Annotated in this window: 1 pseudogene; it reads right to left on the bottom strand. The window is 74.0% G+C overall.

The features are described 5' to 3' along the window. Positions 1-14 precede the first annotated feature (14 nt). Positions 15-17707, bottom strand: a pseudogene (locus tag QRY02_RS05240) (non-ribosomal peptide synthetase). Between the last annotated feature and the right edge of the window lie 1892 nt (positions 17708-19599).

The following is a 19599-nucleotide window of genomic DNA, read 5'->3' as shown; positions in this document are numbered from 1 at the left end:
GTCGGTGCTTCTGTTCAGTGGTCTTGGCCGGCGGCGAGCCGTTCGAGGTCCTGCAGGACCCGTTCTTCGACGAGCTCCGCCAGCGCCAGCACGGTGCCGGCGGTGAGCACGTCCTTGGGGGTGAGCTCGACGTCGAAGGCGGACTTCGTCATCGACGTGATCTGCAGGCTGCGCAGCGAATCGCCGCCGAGGGCGAAGAAGTTGTCTTCGACGCCGACCCGGTCGAGGTCGAGCGCCTCGGCCCAGATGGCCGCGAGGACCTCTTCGGTCTCGGTTTCCGGGGCGGCGTACCCGGCGCGCTCTTCCGGTGCGGCCGGGGCGGGCAGCGCCCGCCGGTCCAGCTTTCCGTTGGCCGTCAACGGAAGTGCGTCGAGCCGGACGAACGCGGCGGGCACGAAGTGGGCCGGCAGGGCTGCCGCGACGTGTTCACGCAAGCCTGGGCCCGCGTCGCCCACGACGTAGGCGATCAGCCGCCGGCCGTCCGAGACGACGGCGGCGTCGCGGACGGCCGCGTGCTTGCGCAGGACCGCCACGATCTCGCCGGGCTCGATCCGGAAGCCGCGGATCTTCACCTGGTCGTCGGCGCGGCCCAGGAACTCGAGCGTGCCGTCGGCGCGCCACCGCACCAGGTCGCCGGTGCGGTACATCCGCGTTCCCGGCGCCCCGAACGGATCGGCGAGGAACCGCGTGGCGGTCAGCCCCGGCCGGTCGAGGTACCCGCGGGCGAGCCCGGCGCCGGAGACGTACAGCTCCCCCGCGACGCCGATCGGCACCGGGCGGAGGGCGGCGTCGAGGACACGGACGCGGGTGTTGCGGATCGGGCGGCCGATCGGCGGGGTGGCCCCCGGCTCCAGGGCATCGCTCCAGGTCGCCACCACCGTCGTTTCGGTCGGCCCGTAGGCGTTGATCATCCGGCGGCCCGGTGCCCAGCGGGCCACCAGGTCGGCGGGGCAGGCCTCGCCGCCGACGACCAGGGTGCGGAACGCGGGCAGGTCGACGTCGGGCACGCTCGCCATGGCGACCGGCGGGATCAGCGCGTGGGTGACGCCTTCGTCGCGCAGCACGGCGGCCAGGTGGTCGCCGAGCAGCGGCCCGGGCGGCGGCACGACCAGCGCGGCCCCGGCGGGCAGCGCCATGCACAGTTCCAGCACCGACGCGTCGAAGCTCGGCGAGGAGAACTGCAGCACGCGGTCGCCGGGCCGGACGTCGAAGTGGGCGATTTCGGCGGCGGAGAAGCTCGCCAGCCCGGCGTGGGTGACGACGACGCCCTTCGGGGTGCCGGTCGACCCCGAGGTGTAGATGACGTACGCCGGCGCGTCCACCGGCACGGACCGGCCGAGTGGGGTGGCCGGGCCGTGCGCCTCCGAGCCGTCGAGGACGAGCACGTCGGCCACCGGCAGCGGCGTCTCCGGCTTGGTCACCACGACGACCGGCCGTGCGTCGGCGAGCATGAACGCGATCCGCTCGGCCGGGTAGTCCGGGTCGACCGGCAGGTAGGCGGCACCGGTCTTCAGCACGGCCAGCTGCGCGACGACGATGTCCACCGAACGCCCCAAGGCGAGCGCGACGATCCGCTCCGGCCCGGCACCCCGCGCGGCCAGCAGCCGCGCCAGCCGGTCGGCGCGGGCGTCGAGTTCGGCGAAGGTGAGCCGTTCGTCGCGGGAAAGCACCGCGACGGCGTCGGGGGTGCGAGCGGCCTGGGCCTCGATCAGCCCGGTGAGGGTGACCGGCGGGACCTCGTGGCCGGTGTCGTTGAAGGCCACCAGGACCTGGTCGCGTTCGGCGGCGTCGAGGACGTCGAACGCGCGCAGCGGCCGGGCCGGGTCTTCGGCGATCGCCGCCAAGAGGTGCTCGAGCCGCCGGGCCAGCCGCCGGACCGTTGCTTCGTCGAACAGCGCCGGGTCGTAGCCCAGGCCGAGCGACAGGCGCGGGCCGGGCGCGGCGACGACGGTGAGCGGGTAGTTGGTCGTCTCCATCGCCTGCAGGTCACGCAGCCGCACGCCGTGGGCGGCCACATCATCGGCGGTGACCGGGTAGTTCTCGAACACCACGAGGCTGTCGAACAGGTTCCGGCCACCCTCGACCCCGCTCCAGGCCTGCACCGCGGTCAGCGGCACGTGCTCGAACCGGCGCGACTCCGCCTGGGCGGTCTGCAGGCCGCGCAGCCAGCCGGCGACCGGGGCCACCGGGTCGGCGGTGACCCGCACCGGCAGGGTGTTGATGAAGATGCCCGTGATGTCGTCGACACCGGCCAGCCCGGCCGGGCGGCCGGACACGGTGGCGCCGAAGCAGACGTCGTCCTCGCCGCTGTGCCGGGCCAGCAGCAGCGCCCAGGCGCCCTGCACGACGGCGTTGAGGGTGAGCCGCTCGCGCCGGGCGAACGCCGCCAGCCGGCCGGTGGCCGCTTCGTCCAGATCGCGGCTGACCCACGTCGACGAGCTCGATTCGTGGGCGAACGCGGGGATCCGGTCGTAGGGCAGCGGCGTCGGCTCGGTGACGTCGGCGAGCTCGCGGCGCCAGTACTCTTCGGCACCCTCGGCGGTCTGGCCGCTCAGCCACGCGACGTAGTCCCCGAACGGACGGCGGTGCGGCAGGGCGGGCGGCGTGCCGTCGCGCAGGGCCGCGTAGGCGGTGCAGACGTCGGAGAGCACCTGGAAAACGCTCCAGCCGTCCAGCAGGACGTGGTGGAAAGTCCAGACGAGCTGGACGGCGTCGCCGGGCAGCCGGGCCAGGGTGACCCGCAGCAGCGGCGCGGCCGTCAGGTCGAACGGCTTGGCACGGTCACTCGCGAGCAGCTCGCGCAGGGCCTCCTCGCGGTCGCGATTCCGCCAGTCGAGCTCGGTGACCGGCACCCGCACGTCACGGTGGACCACGAGCAGCGGCTCGGGGACGTCCTCCCACACGATGCTGCCGCGCAGGACCGGCGTCCGGTCGACGACGTGCTGCCACGCTTCGGCCAGGAACCGCGGCTCGGCCACGCCGTCGAGGACGGCGTTGACCTGTTCGAAGTAGACGCCCTGGGATTCCTGGGAAAGCCCGTGGAAGACCATGCCCGCCTGCATCGGCGTGAGCGGGTGGACGTCGGCCACGCCGCGGCCGTCGCCGGCGATCCGGTCCACCTGCCGCTGGTTCAGCTTGGCCAGCGGGAAATCGCTCGGCGTGCGGCCGCCGGCGCCGGGCTCGGCGCAGTGTGCGACGGCTTCGCCCAGAGCGGCCACCAGTTCCGCGGCCAGCCTCTCGACCGTGGCAGCTATGTGCGTGCCGCGCGAGTAGTACCAGGTCAGTTCCAGGGTCTCCCGGTCCACCCGGCCGACGACGTCGAGCAGATGCGCCCGGCCCGCGCCCTCGCCGACCGCCGAGTCGAGGCTGCCGGCCGCGCCGTCGAGGCGGCCCAGGTAGTTGAAGCTGATCTCGGGCCGCAGCGCGGGCGCGGTCCCGGTCAGGTACCGCAGCGCGCCGAAGCCGGCTCCGCGGCGGGGCACCGCGCGCAGCTGTTCCTTCACCGACTTGAGCAGCGCGCCCCAGCCGTCCTCGACCCGCAGCGCCACCGGGTACAGCGAGGTGAACCAGCCGACCGTGCGGGACAGGTCGACGTCGTCGAACAGGTCCTCGCGCCCGTGGCCCTCCAGGTCGATCAGCACGCCGTCGCGGCCGGTCCAGCGGGCCAGCACCCGGCCCAGCGCGGCCAGCAGCACGTCGTTGACCTGCGTCCGGTAGACCGCCGGGACGTCCTGCAGGAGTGCCCGCGTCAGCTCGGGATCCAGGCGCGTGGTGACCGTGCCGGTGCCCTCGGCCGAGCCGACGGCGTCGACCGGCAAGGCAGTGTCGATCGGCAAAGCAGCGTCGACGGCGAGCGCTTCGCGCCAATACGGCAGTTCGTCGTCGAAGCCGCCGGCCTCGGCGTGCGCGGCGAGCCGGTTGGCCCAGTCGCGGAACGACGTCGTCTTCGGCGGCAGCGGCCCGCCGCGGTAGGCGGTTTCGAAGTCCTCCAGGAGGATCCGCCACGAGACACCGTCGACGACGAGGTGGTTGACCGTCAGCCGCAGGACGGCAGGCTCGAGCAGTTCGGCGGTGAGCAGCGGCCCGCGGGTCACGTCGATCTCGGCGCCGAGGACCTCGGCCGGTTCGGCCGGGGCGTTCTCCTGGCCGACGCCGGCGAACCGCATGCGCAGCGCGTCGTGGTGCTCGACCAGGGTGGCCAGTGCCGCGCGCAGGGTTTCGACGTCGAACGGCTCGGCCCGCTCGATCCGCACCGACTGCGTGAACCCGTTCGGGTCGCCGAAGTCCCCGGCGAAGAACCAGTGCTGGATCGGGGTCAGCGCGGCGGCGCCGGTGACCGGCCCCTGCTCGGCCACGGTGACCGCGGCCGAGCCCGCCGCGACCGCCAGCGCGGCGACGGTCTGGTGGGCGAACAGGTCCCGCGGGGTGAGGGCGAGGCCGTGGCGCCGGGCCCGGGAGACGACCTGGATGCTGAGGATCGAGTCGCCGCCGAGCTCGAAGAAGTTGTCCTCGACGCCGACGCCGGGCACGCCGAGCACGCCGGCCCAGACCTCGGCGAGCACGCGTTCGGTCTCGGTGCGCGGTGGCACGTACCCGGCCATCGGCTCCGCGGCGGGTTCCGGCAGCGCCCGGCGATCGACCTTTCCGTTGGCGCTCAACGGAAGCTCGCCGAGCTTCACGAAGGCCGACGGCACCATGTAGTCGGGCAGGTCGCGCTGCAGCCACGCCCGCAGGTCGGCGGGGCCCGCGGTGGTGACGACGTAGGCGACGAGCCGCCGGTCCCGCGCGACGACCACGGCCTCGGTGACGTCCGGGTGAGCGGCCAAGACCGTCTCGATCTCGCCCAGCTCGATCCGGAAGCCGCGGATCTTCACCTGGTCGTCGGCGCGGCCGACGAACTCCAGCACGGCTGCGTGACTACCGGGGCTTCGCCCCGGGCCGGGGGCTTCGCCACCCGGACCCCCGGAAAGCGAGCCACCGGACCAGCGGACGACGTCGCCGGTGCGGTACATCCGCGCGCCCGGCTCGCCGAAGGGGTTTGCCACGAAGCGTTCCGCGGTCAGCCCCGGCCGGCCGAGGTAGCCGCGGGACACGCCGGCGCCGGCGATGAACAGCTCCCCCGTCACGCCCGGCGGGACCGGCCGCAGCCCCTCGTCCAGGACGTAGGCGGCCATGTTGTCCAGCGGCCGCCCGATCGGCATCGCGTCCGGGACCACGTCTTCGGGGGCGAGGAAGAACCGGCTGGCGAAGGTGGTCGTCTCGGTGGGGCCGTAGCCGTCGACGACGGTCAGCCCGGGGCAGGCGTCGCGCACCTGCCGGACCGCGGCGGCGGGCACGACGTCCCCGCCGGTCCACACCTCGCCGACGCCCCGCAGGCAGCCGGGATCCTCCTGCGCCAGCAGCCGGAACAGCCCGGCCGTCAGCCACAGGGCACGCACTCCCTGCTGCTTGACGACCGCCCGCACCACCTCGGCGTCCACGTCGCCGGGCGGCGCGACGACCACCCGGCCGCCGTTGAGCAACGGAACCCACACCTCGTAGGTCGAGGCATCGAACGCCTGCGGTGAGTGCAGCAGCACGCTCCGGTGCGCCTCGCCCGCGAACGACCGGTCCGACGCGAGGGCCACGATGTCGCGGTGGGTCACCGCCACGCCCTTGGGCTTGCCGGTCGACCCGGACGTGTACATCACGTAGGCGAGGTTTCCGGACCGGACCGGGACATCCGGCGCACCCGCCCGGCCGGTCTCGTCCACCCGGACCACCGGTCCACCGTGGACGTCCTGATAGGACTCTTCCGCGATGACCACGGAGACACCCGCTTCGGCCAGGACCAGCCGCATCCGGCTCGCCGGGGCGCGCAGGTCGACCGGCACGTACGCGGCCCCGGCCTTGAGCACCGCCAGCTCGGCGACGACGAGGTCGGCCGACCGCTCCAGCAGCAGACCCACCCGGTCCTCCACCCCGGCACCCAGCTCGAGCAGCCGGCAGGCGAGCCCATCGGCACGGGCGTCGAGCTCGGCGTAGGTCAGGTCGCCGACCGCCGGAGCGTCCGGCGTCCGGCGGACCTGCTCGGCGAACCGGCTCACCACCGTGGCCTCGGCCACCGGGTGCGCGGTGTCGTTGAACGTCCGCAGCACGCGCTCGCGGTCGCCGTCGGTCAGCAGGTCGAGCTCGCCGACCCGCCGGCCGGGGCCCGCGGCGATGCGCTCCAGGGCGAGCAGCAGCTGCCCGGCCAGCCGGTCGATGGTGGCCCGGTCGAACAGGTCCGGGTCGTGGTCGAAGGTCACCGTCAGCCGCTCGCCCGGCGCGACGACGACGCTGAGCGGGTAGTTGGTCGGCTGCAGCTCGCCTTCCTCGTGCAGGCCGATCCCGTGTGCGGCGACGGCTTCGGTGTCGAACGGGTAGTTCTCGAAGACGAGGATGCTGTCGAACAGCGTGGTGCCGCCCGCCCAGGTCTGCAGCTGGGCCAGTGACACGAAGTCGAACCGGCGCGAGCGCGCCTGGCCCGCCTGCAGCTCACGCAGCCAGTCCGCCACGGTGTGTCCGTCGTGGACGGTCACCGGGGCGGGCAGGGTGTTGATGAACAGCCCGGCCATCGACTCGACACCGGGCAGGTCGGCCGGCCGGCCGGACACGGTGGTGCCGAAGACGACGGAGGATTCCCCGCTGTAGCGGGACAGCACGAGTCCCCAGGCACCCTGCACGATCGTGTTGAGCGTCAGGCCGGCGCGGCGCGCCAGCTCCCGCAGCCCGTCGGCGGGTGCCGACACCCGGACCGACGCGGCGGACCGCGCGCGGTGGGCTTCCACCGGACGGCGGTCGAACGGCAGCGGCGTCGGTGTCCGGAGGCCCGCGAGCTGTTCGCGCCAGTGCGCTTCGGCGTCCGCGGTGTCCTGCTCGCCGAGCCAGCGCAGGTACTCCCGGAACGGCGGCCGGTGCCCCGGCGTCGTGGCGCCCGCGTACCGGGCACACACCTCGCCGAACACCTGCGCGGCGCTCCAGCCGTCGAGCAGCACGTGGTGGAACGTCCACACCAGCAGGACGTCGCCGCCGGGCAGCCGGGCGAACGCCAGCCGCAGCAGCGGCGCGGTCGTCAGGTCGAAGCCCTGGGCCCGGTCCGCTTCGAGGAACCGCTCCTGCTCGCGGGCCCGCTCGTCGTCGTCCAGCGCCGTCCAGTCGAGCTGGACGACCGGGACCGTGACGGCCCGCTCGACGACCTGCACGGGCTCGTCGAGGCCGTCCCAGACGACGCGGGTCCGCAGCACCGGCGTGTCCGCGACGACCTGCTGCCACGCCCGGGCGAGGCGCTCGGGGTCGGCGATGCCGGTCAGCCGCAGGCGCACCTGGTTGAGGTAGGTCCCGGCCGCGCCGTCGACGAGGCTGTGGAAGACCATGCCCGACTGCATCGGCGTCAGCGGGTAGATGTCCTCGACGCCGCGGCCATCACCGACCAAGGCATCCACTGTGGACTGATCCAGCCGGACCAGGGGGAAGTCGGACGGGGTGCGGCCGCCGGCGTCCGGCCGGGCGCAGTGCGCGGCGATCCCGGTGAGCGCTTCGAGGAGGGCGCCGGCCAGCCGGCGGACGGTGGCCTCGGTGTGCACGCCTGCCGAGTAGTGCCAGGTCAGTTCCAGCTCGTCGCCGACGACCGCGCCGACGACGTCGAGCTGGTGCGCGCGGGTCTGCCCGGGGTGCGCCGCGCCGCCCAGCCCGCCGCCGTGGTCGAAGCGGCCCAGGTAGTTGAAGCTGATCCGTGGGTCGAGGTGCGGGGCGGTGCCGGCGAGGTGGCGCAGGGCGCCGTAGCCGATCCCCCGGCGGGGAATCGCGCGGAGCCGTTCCTTCGTCGTTTTCAGGGCCTCGCCCCAGTCCGCCCCGGACGAGGTCAGCTCGACCGGGAAGATCGAGGTGAACCAGCCGACCGTGCGGGAGAGGTCGATCCCGGGGAACAGGTCTTCGCGCCCGTGGCCTTCGAGGTCGACCAGGACGCGGTCGCGGCCGGTCCAGTCGCGCAGGACGCGGCCGAGCGCGGTCAGCAGCACGTCGTTGACCTGTGTCCGGTAGGCCCCCGGCACGTCGTGCAGCACCGACCGGGTCTCCGCCGCGGGCAGCCGCACGACCACCGAGCGGGCCGAGCCGTAGGTGTTTTCGCCCGTCGCGTCGACCGGCAGGGCCGGGTCGGCGTCGATCGCCGCCCAGTGGGCGAGTTCGCCGTCGAAGAAGCCGTCGGCCGTGTGGCGGGCCAGGGTGCGCGCCCAGTCGCGGAAGGACGTCGTCTTGGCCGGCAGCTCACCACCCTGGAGCAGGGTTTCCAGGTCCTCCAGGAGAATCCGCCACGAGACGCCGTCGACGACCAGGTGGTGCGCGGCGAGCGTCAGCGTCGTGCCGGACAGGTCCGCGCGCAGCAGCGGCCCGGTTTCGAGGTCGATCGTGGCGCCGAGGACGTCTTCGGCGTCCGGCGCGTGGTGCGGGCCGTCGGCGGTGAACCGCAGCCGCAGGGCGTCGTGGTGCAGCTGGAGATCGCGCAGCGCGCGGCGCAGCACCGCCGGGTCCGGCGGGGCCGGCAGTTCCACCGAGACGGACTGCACGAACTGCTCGGGGTGCACCGGCCGCGGGTCGAGGTACCAGTGCTGCACCGGCGTCAGCGGCATCGCACCGGTCACCGGTTCGGCGTCGGCGACGGCCGCGGCGGGCGCGGCCGGGGTGGCGGCGAGGGCCAGCGCGGCGACGGTCGGGTGGTCGAACACCTGGCCCGGCATCAGGTCGAGGCCGGCCCGGCGGGCGCGGGAGACCACCTGGATGCTCAGGATCGAGTCGCCGCCGAGCTCGAAGAAGTTGTCGTCGGCGCCGACCCGCTCCACCCGCAGCACCTCGGCCCAGATGCCGGCGAGCAGCCGTTCGGCGTCCGTGGCGGGTTCGCGGTAGCCGAGCCCGGAGACGAAGTCGGGTGCGGGCAGCGCCCGGCGGTCGACCTTCCCGTTTTCGTTCAGCGGCAGCGCTTCGAGCGGCACGAACACGGCCGGGACCAGGTAGTCCGGCAGCGAGCGCAGCAGGAACTCGCGCAGGTCCGGCGTCCCGGTCGTGACGACGTAGGCGACGAGCCGCTTGGACCCCCCGTGCTCGGCCGCGACGACGACGGCTTCGGTCACGTCCGCGTGGGCGGTCAGCGCGGTTTCGATCTCGCCGAGCTCGACGCGGAAGCCGCGGATCTTCACCTGGTCGTCGGCGCGGCCGACGAACTCCAGCACCCTGGCCCGGGTCCACCGGACGAGGTCGCCGGTGCGGTACATCCGCGCACCCGGCGCCCCGAACGGGTCGGCCAGGAACCGTTCCGCCGTCAGCCCCGGCTGCCCGAGGTAGCCGCGGGCCAGCCCGGTGCCGGCCAGGTACAGCTCGCCGACGGCACCCGGCGGCACCGGCCGCAGCCCGTGGTCGAGCACGTAGGCGGCCGTGTCGTCCAGCGGCCGCCCGATCGGCAGCACGTCCGGCACCGGCTCGCCCGGCGGCAGCGGGAACCGGGTGGCGAAGGTGGTGGTCTCGGTGGGGCCGTAGACGTCCACCACGGTGAGGCCGGGGCAGGCGGCCGCCACCTGGTGCACCGCGGCGGGACGCACCACCTCGCCGCCGGTCCACACCTCGCGGACGCCGTGCAGGCAGCCGGGGTCCTCCTGCGCCAGCACGCGGAACAGCCCCGCGGTGATGAACAGTCCGGTCACCCCGTGCGTGGCGATCAGCCGCCGCAGCACGTCGGCGTCGAGGTCACCCCGCGGCGCGACGACGACCCGGCCGCCGGTCAGCAGCGGCACCCACATCTCGTAGGTCGACGCGTCGAAGGCCAGCGCCGAGTGCATGAGCACGGTCCGGTGCGCGGGGACGGCGAACGATCGCTCCCGGGCCAGGCCGACGACGGCCCGGTGGCTGACGGCCACGCCCTTGGGCGTCCCCGTCGATCCCGAGGTGTACATGACGTACGCCAGGTTGTCCGGCCGCAGCAGGACATCCGGCGCGTCGGACGGCTCGTCGCCGGTTTCGCCGATGGTCACCACAGGTCCACTGTGGACTTCTGAGGCGAGCGCCCGGCCGGCGTCGTCGGTCACCAGCACGCGCACCCCGTCGAGCAGCGCCGTCAGCCGGCTGCGGGGCGCGCGGGCGTCCAGCGGCAGGTACGCGCCGCCGGCCTTGAGCACCGCCAGCTCGGCGACGACGACGTCGGCCGAGCGGCCGAGCAGCAGCCCGACCAGGCCGTCCCGCCGCGCCCCGAGGGCGAGCAGGCGGTGGGCCAGCCGGTTCGCCCTGGCGTCCAGTTCGGCGTAGGTCAGGGTTTCTTCGCCGGTGACGGCGACCGCGCCGGGGGTGCGGCGGACCTGCTCGGCGAACAGCGCCGGCACGGTCGTGTCCGGGTGGTCCTGCGTGGCGCCGTTCCCCTGGTCCAGGACGGCTTGCCGCTCGGCGCCGGGGAGCATGCGCAGCCGGGCGAGCGGCTCGTGCGGCCGGGTCGCGAGCTCGGACAGCAGCGTCTGCAGGTGCCCGGCGAACCCGGCGACCGTCTCGGCGTCGAACAGCTCGGGGTCGTAGCCGAACAGGAACTCCAGGCGCTCCTCACCGGGGTAGGCGACGACGCTGAGCGGGTAGTTGGTCGTCTCCACGCCCCGCAGGTCGCGCAGCCCGAGCTCCGCGGTGACGGGGTAGTTCTCGAACACGAGCAGGCTGTCGAACTCCCCGCCCCAGCTCTGCAGGCGCGCCAGGGAAAGGTGGTCGAACCGCCGGGCTTCGGCCTGGGTCTCCTGGAGGCCGCGCAGCCAGTCCACGGCCGTCGCCCGCTCGTCGACGTCGGCGACGACCGGCAGCGTGGTGATGAACATGCCGGTGATCTCCCCGGCCCCGGGCAGTTCGGCGGGCCGCCCGGCGACCGTGGTGCCGAAGCAGACCTCCGGCCGGCCGGTGTGGCGGGCCAGCAGCACCGCCCAGGCGCCCTGGACGAGCGTGTTGAGGGTCAGCCCGTGACGTTGCGCGGCGGTGCGCAGCGGCCCGGCGGGCAGCTCGATCCGCAGCGAGGCGCTCGATTCGACCGGGTGCCCCTCGGCGGCGCGGTCGGTGCGCAGGCGGGCCTGCTCGGGTCGCCCGGAAAGCCTTTCACGCCAGTAGGTTTCCGCTGTCGGCTGGTCCTGTTCGGACAGCCACCGGACGTGGTCGCGGAACGGACGGCGGGCCGGCAGCGGGCGCCCGGCGTGCGCCGCCGCGACGTCGGAGAGCACCTGGAAGAGGCTCCAGCCGTCCAGCAGCAGGTGGTGGAACGTCCAGACCACGCGCACCTCGGTCGCCGAGACGCGCGCGAGCAGCAGCCGCATCAGCGGGAGCGCGCCCAGGTCCAGGCCGGTGTCCCGGTCGGCCGCCAGCACGGCGTCGAGGTCCGCCGGTCCGGTCGTCCAGTCCCGGTACTCGATCGGCAGGGCCACCTGCCGGTGGACGACCTGCACCGGGGCGTCGAGGCCGTCCCAGACGACCCGGGTGCGCAGGACCGGCGTCCGGTCCACCACCTGCTGCCAGGCGCGGCCGAGCGCCGCCGGGTCGGGGACGTCGCTCATCACGAACGTCACCTGCTGGAGGTAGGCGTGCCGGCCGCCGCCGGTGAGCCGGTGGAAGAGCATGCCGGCCTGGGCCGGGGTGAGCGGGTAGATGTCCTCGACGTCGCGGCCGTCGCCGGCGAGCCGGTCGACCACGGCCTGGTCGAGGCCGGCCAGGGGGAAGTCCGACGGCGTGCGGCCGCCGGCGGCCGGTCCGGTGCAGTGCGCGACGATCCCGGCCAGCCCGTGGACGAGGTCGTCGGCGACCGTCCGGATCGTGGCTTCCTCGTGGAGCTGATCCGAGTAGAACCAGGTGAGCTCCAGGCGGCCGTCGGTGACCCGGGCGACGACGTCGACAGCGTGCGCGCGGACGTCACCGGGGTGCTGCGAGAGTTCGAGTTCCCGCTCGATCCCCTGGTACAGCTCGCCTTCGACCTCGAACCGGCCGAGGTAGTTGAAGCTGAGCCGGGGCGTCACCGCGGGCGCGGTGCCGGCGAGGTGCCGCAGCACGCCGTAGGACAGCCCGCGGGACGGGATCGCGCGCAGCTGCTCCTTGACGGACTTGAGCAGGCTCGCGGTGTCGCGGTGGGCCGCGTCGAGCGCGACGGGGAACATCGACGTGAACCAGCCGACCGTGCGGGACAGGTCGACGTCGTCGAACAGGTCCTCCCGGCCGTGGCCTTCGAGGTCGACCAGCACCCGGTCGTCGCCGCTCCAGCGGCGCAGGGCCCCGCCGAGCGCGGCCAGCAGCACGTCGTTGACCTGGGTGCGGTAGACGCCCGGGACGTCCTGCAGCAGCGCCCGGGTCAGCTCGGCGTCCAGCCGGGTGGTCACCGTGCGGGTGCTCGCCACCGTGTTGGCGCCGTCGGTGTCCAGCGGGATCTGGGCGCCGCCGACCGACCGCCAGTACGGGAGGTCGCCGGCGAAGTCGTGCTCGGCGAGCCGGTTCGCCCAGTCCTGGAAGGACGTCGTCCGGGCGCTCAGGTCCCGCCCGTGGTAGGCGTGGCCGATGTCCTCCAGGAGGATCCGCCAGGAGACGCCGTCCACCGCCAAGTGGTGCACCGCCAGGCGCAGCGTCGTGCCGTCCAGGTCCGCGCGCACCAGCGGGCCGTGTTCGATGTCGATCTCCGCGCCGAAGACGTCGGCCTCGCCGGGCTCGGCGTGGAACTGCGTCCAGCCTTCGGCGGTCTTGCGGAAGCGCAGCCGCAGGGCGTCGTGGTGGGCGGCGACCGTGTTCACGGCCGCGCGCAGGCGGGCTTCGTCGACGTCGTCGGCGAGCCGGACGCTCAGCTGCTGGACGAAGTGGTCCGGGTCGGCCGGATCGGTGTCGAGGAACCAGTGCTGGATCGGCGTGACGACGACGTCTCCGGTGGCCGCGGGGCGCTCGGCCGCGGGCGCGGCCACCCCGGCCGCCGCGGCGAGCGCGGCGATCGTCTGGTGCCGGAAGACGTCCTTGGTGGTGATCCGCAGGCCGGCCTTGGCCGCCTCGGACACCAGCCGGATGCTGAGGATCGAGTCGCCGCCGAGTTCGAAGAAGTTGTCCTCGACGCCGACCTCGGGCAGGCCGAGGGCGTCGGCCCAGATGGCGGCCAGGAGCCGTTCGGTCTCGGTGCGCGGCGCGACGCGGGTGGTGCCGCCCGTCCAGTCGGGGGCGGGCAGGGCGCGCCGGTCGAGCTTGCCGCTGGGGTTGAGCGGCAGCCGCGTCAGCGGCACGAACGCCGACGGCACGAGGTGCGCGGGCAGCGACGCGCCGAGGAACTCGCGCAGGCCGGCCGGGGCCTCGGGCACGACGTAGGCGACCAGCCGCTGGTGGCCGGCGTCGGTGCGCGCGACCACGACCGCTTCGGTGACGTCCGGGTGCTGCCGCAGCGCGGCCTCGACCTCGCCGGGCTCGATCCGGAAGCCGCGGATCTTGACCTGGTCGTCGGCGCGGCCCAGGTACTCCAGCTCGCCGCGGGTGGTCCAGCGCACGACGTCGCCGGTCCGGTACATCCGGGCGCCCGGCTCGCCGAAGGGGTCGGCGACGAACCGGCCGGCGGTCAGGCCCGGCCGGCCGAGGTAGCCGCGGGCCACCCCGGCGCCACCGAGGTGCAGTTCGCCGGGCACGCCGACGGGCACCGGCCGCATCCCGCGGTCGAGCACGTACGTGCGGACACCGGCGATCGGACGGCCGATCGGCGGGGTGCGGTCGGTGTCGTGGTACCACGCGGTGGCGTACACAGTGGACTCGGTAGGCCCGTAGATGTTGGCGATCCGGCTGCCGGGCAACGCTTTCCGGATGTCGTGCAGCGCGTGCAGGGTCAGCGCTTCACCGGCCAGGACCACTGTGGACGGACGCACCGACACCGCGCCCTGGGCCAGCAGCTGGGCGAACGCCGAGGGCACGCCGCTGACCAGGCCGACCGGCCGGCCGGTGTGCTCGCCTTCGCCGAGGGCCAGCACGTCCCGGACGATCTCGACGGTGGCGCCGGTCATCAGCGGCGCGAAGATCTCGAACACCGAGACGTCGAAGTTCAGCGACGTCGAAGCGACCACGGTGGACCCCGGCCGGAAAACGTCCCGGAAGTCGGTTTCCGCCCACGCCATCAGGTTCGCGGCGCTGCGGTGGGCGACCACGACGCCCTTGGGACGGCCGGTCGAGCCGGACGTGTGGATCACGTAGGCGGGGTGGTCCGGGTTCGTGGCGCGGGCGAGCGGCGTGCCCGCCCGCCCGTCGGGCAGGGCGGGGTCGTCGAACGCGAGGGCGGGGACGGACCCGGGGCCCCGGCCGTCCGGGGTGAGCAGCAGGGCCGGGCCGGCGTCGTCGAGGATCAGTTCCTGGCGGTCGGCCGGGTAGGCCGGATCGACCGGGAGGTAGGCGGCGCCGGACTTGAGCACGCCGAGCAGCGCCACCAGGATCCGTTCGGTGCGCGGCAGGGAGACGGCGACGAACCGCTCGGGCCCGGCGCCCCGCTCCACCAGCACCCGGGCCAGCCGGTTGGCCTGCTCGTCGAGCTCGGCGTAGCTGAGCGAGCGGTCCTCGCAGACGACCGCGATCGCGTCGGGCGTGCGGGCCGCCTGGGCCTCGAACAGCTGCGGCAGGGTGGCTTCCGGCGCTTCGAGCACCGGCCCGCGGGACAGCTCGGCCACCTGCGCCAGCTCGGCGTCACCCATGAGCGGCAGCTCGGCCACCGGCCGGCGGGGCTCGGCGACCACCGCTTCGGCCAGCACCCGCAGGTGCCCGGCGAAGCGGTCGATCGTCGCGGCGTCGAAGAGCGCGGTGTCGTACTCGATGGCGACACTGCGGCCCTGCGGCTGGAACTCCAGCACGAGGTCGAACCGGGCCCGGGGGCGGGGCAGATCGTGCTCGCCCAGGCGGAGGGCGCCCGCCTCCCGGGGCCGGACGAGGTCCTGCTGCAGCACCAGCAGGACCTGCACCAGCGGGGTCCGGCTCGGGTCACGGGCCGGCCGCAGGTCGTCGACGACCTGGTCGAAGGGCACTTCGGCGGCGGCGAAGGCCGCCAGCGTCGTTTCCTTGACCCGGCCGAGGAAGGCGTCGAACGGCTCGGCCGGATCGACCGCGGACCGCAGGACGAGGGTGTTGACGAAGAACCCGGCGAGCCGTTCGAGCTGGTCGTGGTCGCGGCCGGACACCGCGGTGCCGACGGCGACGTCGTCCTGCCCGGTGTAGCGGGCCAGCAGCACCTGGACGAGGGCGGTCAGCGTGGTGAACAGCGTCGCGCCGGTGTCGTGGCCCAGCTCGGCGAGTTTTCCGGCCAGCTCCGCCGGCAGCGCGTACCGGCGGATCGCGCCTTCGGTGGCGCGGACGGGCGGGCGGGGCCGGTCGGTGGGCAGGTCCAGGGGTTCGAGGCCGGCGAGCTGCTCGCGCCAGTACGCCAGCTGCCGCTCGCGCAACGGCCCGGCCAGCCGGTCGTGGTGCCAGCGGGCGTAGTCGCGGTAGCCGATGTCCAGGGGCGCGGGCTTCTCCCCGCGTAGAGCGTGGCGAACTCGTCGACGAGCAGGCCGACCGACCAGCCGTCGGTGATGATGTGGTGCTGGCAGAGCAGGAGCAGGTGGTCGTCCGGGCCGCGGCGGATCAGCGTGGCCCGCGTGAGCGGTCCGGCGGCCAGGTCGAAGGGGCGGTCCAGTTCGGCCGCGAGCTGCGCGTCCAGGTCCGCCTCGGCGCCGGCTTCACGCAGCGGGATGGTGCCTTCGCCGGCGACGACCTGGACGCCCTCGCCGTCGACGGTCCGGAACGTCGTCCGCAGTGCCTCGTGGCGCGCGGCCAGCCCGTCCAGCGCGGCGAGCAGGGCGTCGCGGTCCAGCGGGCCGGAGAGGGTGAGGGCGACGCCGGCGTTGTATTCGGTGCTGCCGGGGTTCTGCCGGTCGAGCACCCAGAGGCGGCGCTGGACCGGCGAGAGCGGCACCACCGCGTCGTGGGGCCCGGGTTCGATCCGGGCGGCCGGGGCACTGGATCGAGCCGGCAGCAGCTCGGCGAGCTTCGCGATGGTGCGGGCGTCGAACACGACCCGCGGGGACAGCTCGGCGCCGAAGCGGGCGCGGATCCGGGCGAGCGCCCGCGCCCCGAGGATGGAGTCCCCGCCGAGTTCGAAGAAGTCCGCGTCGACGCCGATGTCCGGCACGCCCAGCACGTCCGCCCAGATCTCGGCGAGCGCGTGCTCGGCCGGCGTCCGGGGCGCGGTGTGCGCGGCCTGGACCTGGGCCTGCCAGTCGGGTTCGGGCAGGGCGTCGCGGTCGAGCTTGCCGTGGTGGGTCAGCGGCATCGCCTCGAGCGGGACGAAAGCGGCCGGCACCATGTACGGCGGCAACCGGTCCGCCGCGGCGGCGCGCAGGTCCGCCGGATCGGCGTCCCCGACGACGTAGGCCACCAGGCGTTTGACGCCGGGCTGGTCCTCGCGGGCGACGACGACCGCCTCGCGGACGCCGTCTTGCTCGCGCAGCAGCGCTTCGATTTCGCCCGGTTCGATCCGGAAGCCGCGGATCTTGACCTGGTGGTCGGCTCGCCCGACGAACTCCAGCTCGCCGTTCGCGGTTCGGCGGACGACGTCACCGGTCCGGTACATCCGCGCGCCGGGCGCGCCGAAGGGGTCGGCCACGAACCGGCTCGCGGTCAGTCCGGGCCGGTCGAGGTAGCCGCGGGCCAGGCCCGGGCCGGTGACGTAGAGCTCGCCGGTGTCGGCGGGGCGCAGCGAGCCGTCGAGGACGTACGCGGTGGCGTCCGGCAGCGGGTGGCCGATCGGGGGCTGGCCCCCGGGGGCCAGCGGGTCGCTCCAGGTGGCCACGACGGTGAATTCGGTGGGACCGTAGGAGTTGATCATCCGGCGGCCCGGCGCCCAGGTCCGGACCAGTTCGGGCGGGCAGGCGTCCCCGCCGACGATCACCGTGCGGAAGTCCGGCAGCCCGGCCGCGTGCTCCGCGGACAGCGTGGCCAGCGCGACCGGCGGGATGAGCGCGTGGGTGACTTCGTGCTCGGCCAGGACGTCCGCGAGCCGGTCGCCCAGCAGCGGGCCGGGTGGCGGCACGACCAGGGCCGCCCCGTGCGGCAGCGCCATGCCGAGCTCGAGGATGGAGGCGTCGAAGCTCGGCGAGGAGAACTCCAGGACCCGGTCGCCGGGCCGCACGTCGTACTGCTCCCGCATCGCGGCGAAGAAGCCGGCCAGGCCGCGGTGGGTGACGAGCACGCCCTTGGGCACGCCGGTCGAGCCGGACGTGTAGATGAGGTAGGCCGGGTGGTCGACGTGCAGCGGGCGCGTCCGGTCGGCGTCGGTGGGATCGGTGCCGGGCAGACCGTCGAGCAGGCCGGGTTCGCCGAGGTCGAGGGTGGTGGCTGTGGTGCTCACCTTCCCGCGGGTCACGACGAGCACGGGCGTCGCGTCGGCGAGCACGAAGGCGAGCCGTTCGGCGGGCTGGTCGGGGTCGACGGGCAGGAAGGCGGCACCGGCCTTGGCCGCGGCGAGCTGCGCGACGACGAGGTCGGCCGACCTCGGCAGGACGAGCGCCACGACCGTTTCCGGCCCGGCGCCGTGCCGGATCAGCAGCCTCGCCAGCCGGTTCGCCCGCGTGTTGACGGTCGCATAGGTCAGCGTGCCGCCGGCGCCGGTCAGCGCCGGTTCCGCCGGGGTGCACGCGGCTTGGGCCTGGAACAGTCCGGCGAGGGTACGCGCGGGGACCGATCTGTCGTCGTCGGCGTCAGGAACCGAGACGTCGTATCGCGGCATTGCTGGAACCTTTCGAGCACGGGTGAGGTCAGCGCAGGGCCGTCCGGGCGCTGGGAGATGACACGCAGGTGGGGCCCGCGACCAGGGAAATCGCGAAGAAAGGTGGCCGGATCCAGGCCCGGTCACCGGCTTTTTGCCACTCGTTCAACAAATCGCCCCGGCGTGCCACACACCGGGCGAACCCGCAGGAACGAGGGCGAGACACATTGATCCTTTCCAGCGTGCAGCCGCGCGGCGACCCCCGGAAACAGTTCCGATTTCGACGGCACCCCGCGGAGCCGATTAGGCACCAGCGACCGTCGAACGCGCGCGACAACCAGCGTTCTTCGTGCAACAGGTCCGATCACCCGGCAGTCGAGTACCCCCCAAGACCAGCCGGATTGGCATCACGCTACCTAGTGAACGCCTAGCTCGTACCGCCGAACGGAGCATTGGCAAAAATGGCCAAAAATCGCCTCGGTTTACCCGGACAGCGAGTAGTACAACGACGATTTTTGTTCACTCTTCTGCCGGAAAATGTTACCTCGATTGGGAGGTTTGACTTTACGGCAGAGCGCTCACCAGCGAAGACGCAACGCCACCCGGGTGACGAACCCAGCCCGGCGACCGAAGTAAGTGACTTTCAAAGATGTGCTTCAGCTTACGGCGCATCACCCGATTGGCGGGTAACGCGGAAGAGCGGGGCGCATCGGTGAAATGATCGATCAACGCAGATCTCCATGATCCCGGCAACCGGGGCAAAGTCGAGCCCGGAATGCGAAGGTGGCCGATTGCCTGGGGGTGAACAGCGTTCACCCGGGAGGGGTGGCGGAGCCGGGGGCCGAGCGCGCCCCGGGGCGGCTGGGGGGTGGCCGGGGTGCGGGTGGGGTGGCATGGGGTTGGTGACCGGGCCTGCGCGCCGGCGGCGGGCGGCCCGTGGGCTCGCGGCCGGGACCGCCTCGGCCATCTCGGCCGCAGATCGGGTCGGGTCGGGCTCAGCCAGCCTTGCTGCTTCGGGCGTGCCCCGGGGCCGCGCCGGCGGGGACCACCGGGGTAGACCGCCGACGAAGCCGGTTCGGCTCAGCCGACCCGCCGCTTCGAGCGCGACCGGGGCAGCCTTGCCAGAGCCCATTGACCAGACCCACCGATAGACCGGTCCGGCTCAGCCCGGCCCCACCGCTTCAAGCGCGACCGGAGCAGCCCTGCCGAAACCCACCGGAGCAGACCGCCGATCCAGCTCAGCCGATCCCGCCACCTCAAGCGCGGCAGGAGCCCCCACCCGACCAGGCCCGCCGATGGACTGGTCCTGCCAAGCCGACCTCGCCACCCCAAGCGCAACGGACCCACCCGCCCCCTGCGACAGACCCGATTCAGCACAGCCCGGCCCGCCACCTCCAGCGCAACCGGGACCCACCCGCCAGAGCCCACCCGGCCAGACCCCCCAGCGAATCCGATCCAGCTCAACCGACCCCACCGCTTCAAGCCCGACCGGGACCCGCCTCTGCCGAAGCCATCCCGCCCACCGATCCAATCCAGCTCACCGGTCTCACTTCCCAGCACCTCGCGACGTAAGCCCCGCCACCGCCGGCCGCGGCCCCAGTCCAGCCGGGCAGCCTCGGCCCGGTCGCTGGCGTGCGCGCGCCCTTGATCAGCGGCCAGCACCGTGGCGAGCGGAAGCACCGTCCGGTGGCAGCGAGCGCACCAGCCACCCCCGACCCGTCCCGCGAGCGGTCCCGAACCCAGCGGAGCCGCCGCGGTCACCAGCTCCCGACCCCAGCCGGCGAAGCGAGCCGCAGCCGCAGCGGCCACCAGCGCCCAATCCCGCGAAGCGAGCCGCAGCC

The sequence above is a fragment of the Amycolatopsis sp. DG1A-15b genome (assembly GCF_030285645.1).
Lineage (GTDB): Bacteria > Actinomycetota > Actinomycetes > Mycobacteriales > Pseudonocardiaceae > Amycolatopsis.
The sequence above is the reverse complement of the archived record's forward strand: the minus strand, read 5'-3'. Positions and strand labels throughout refer to the sequence as shown.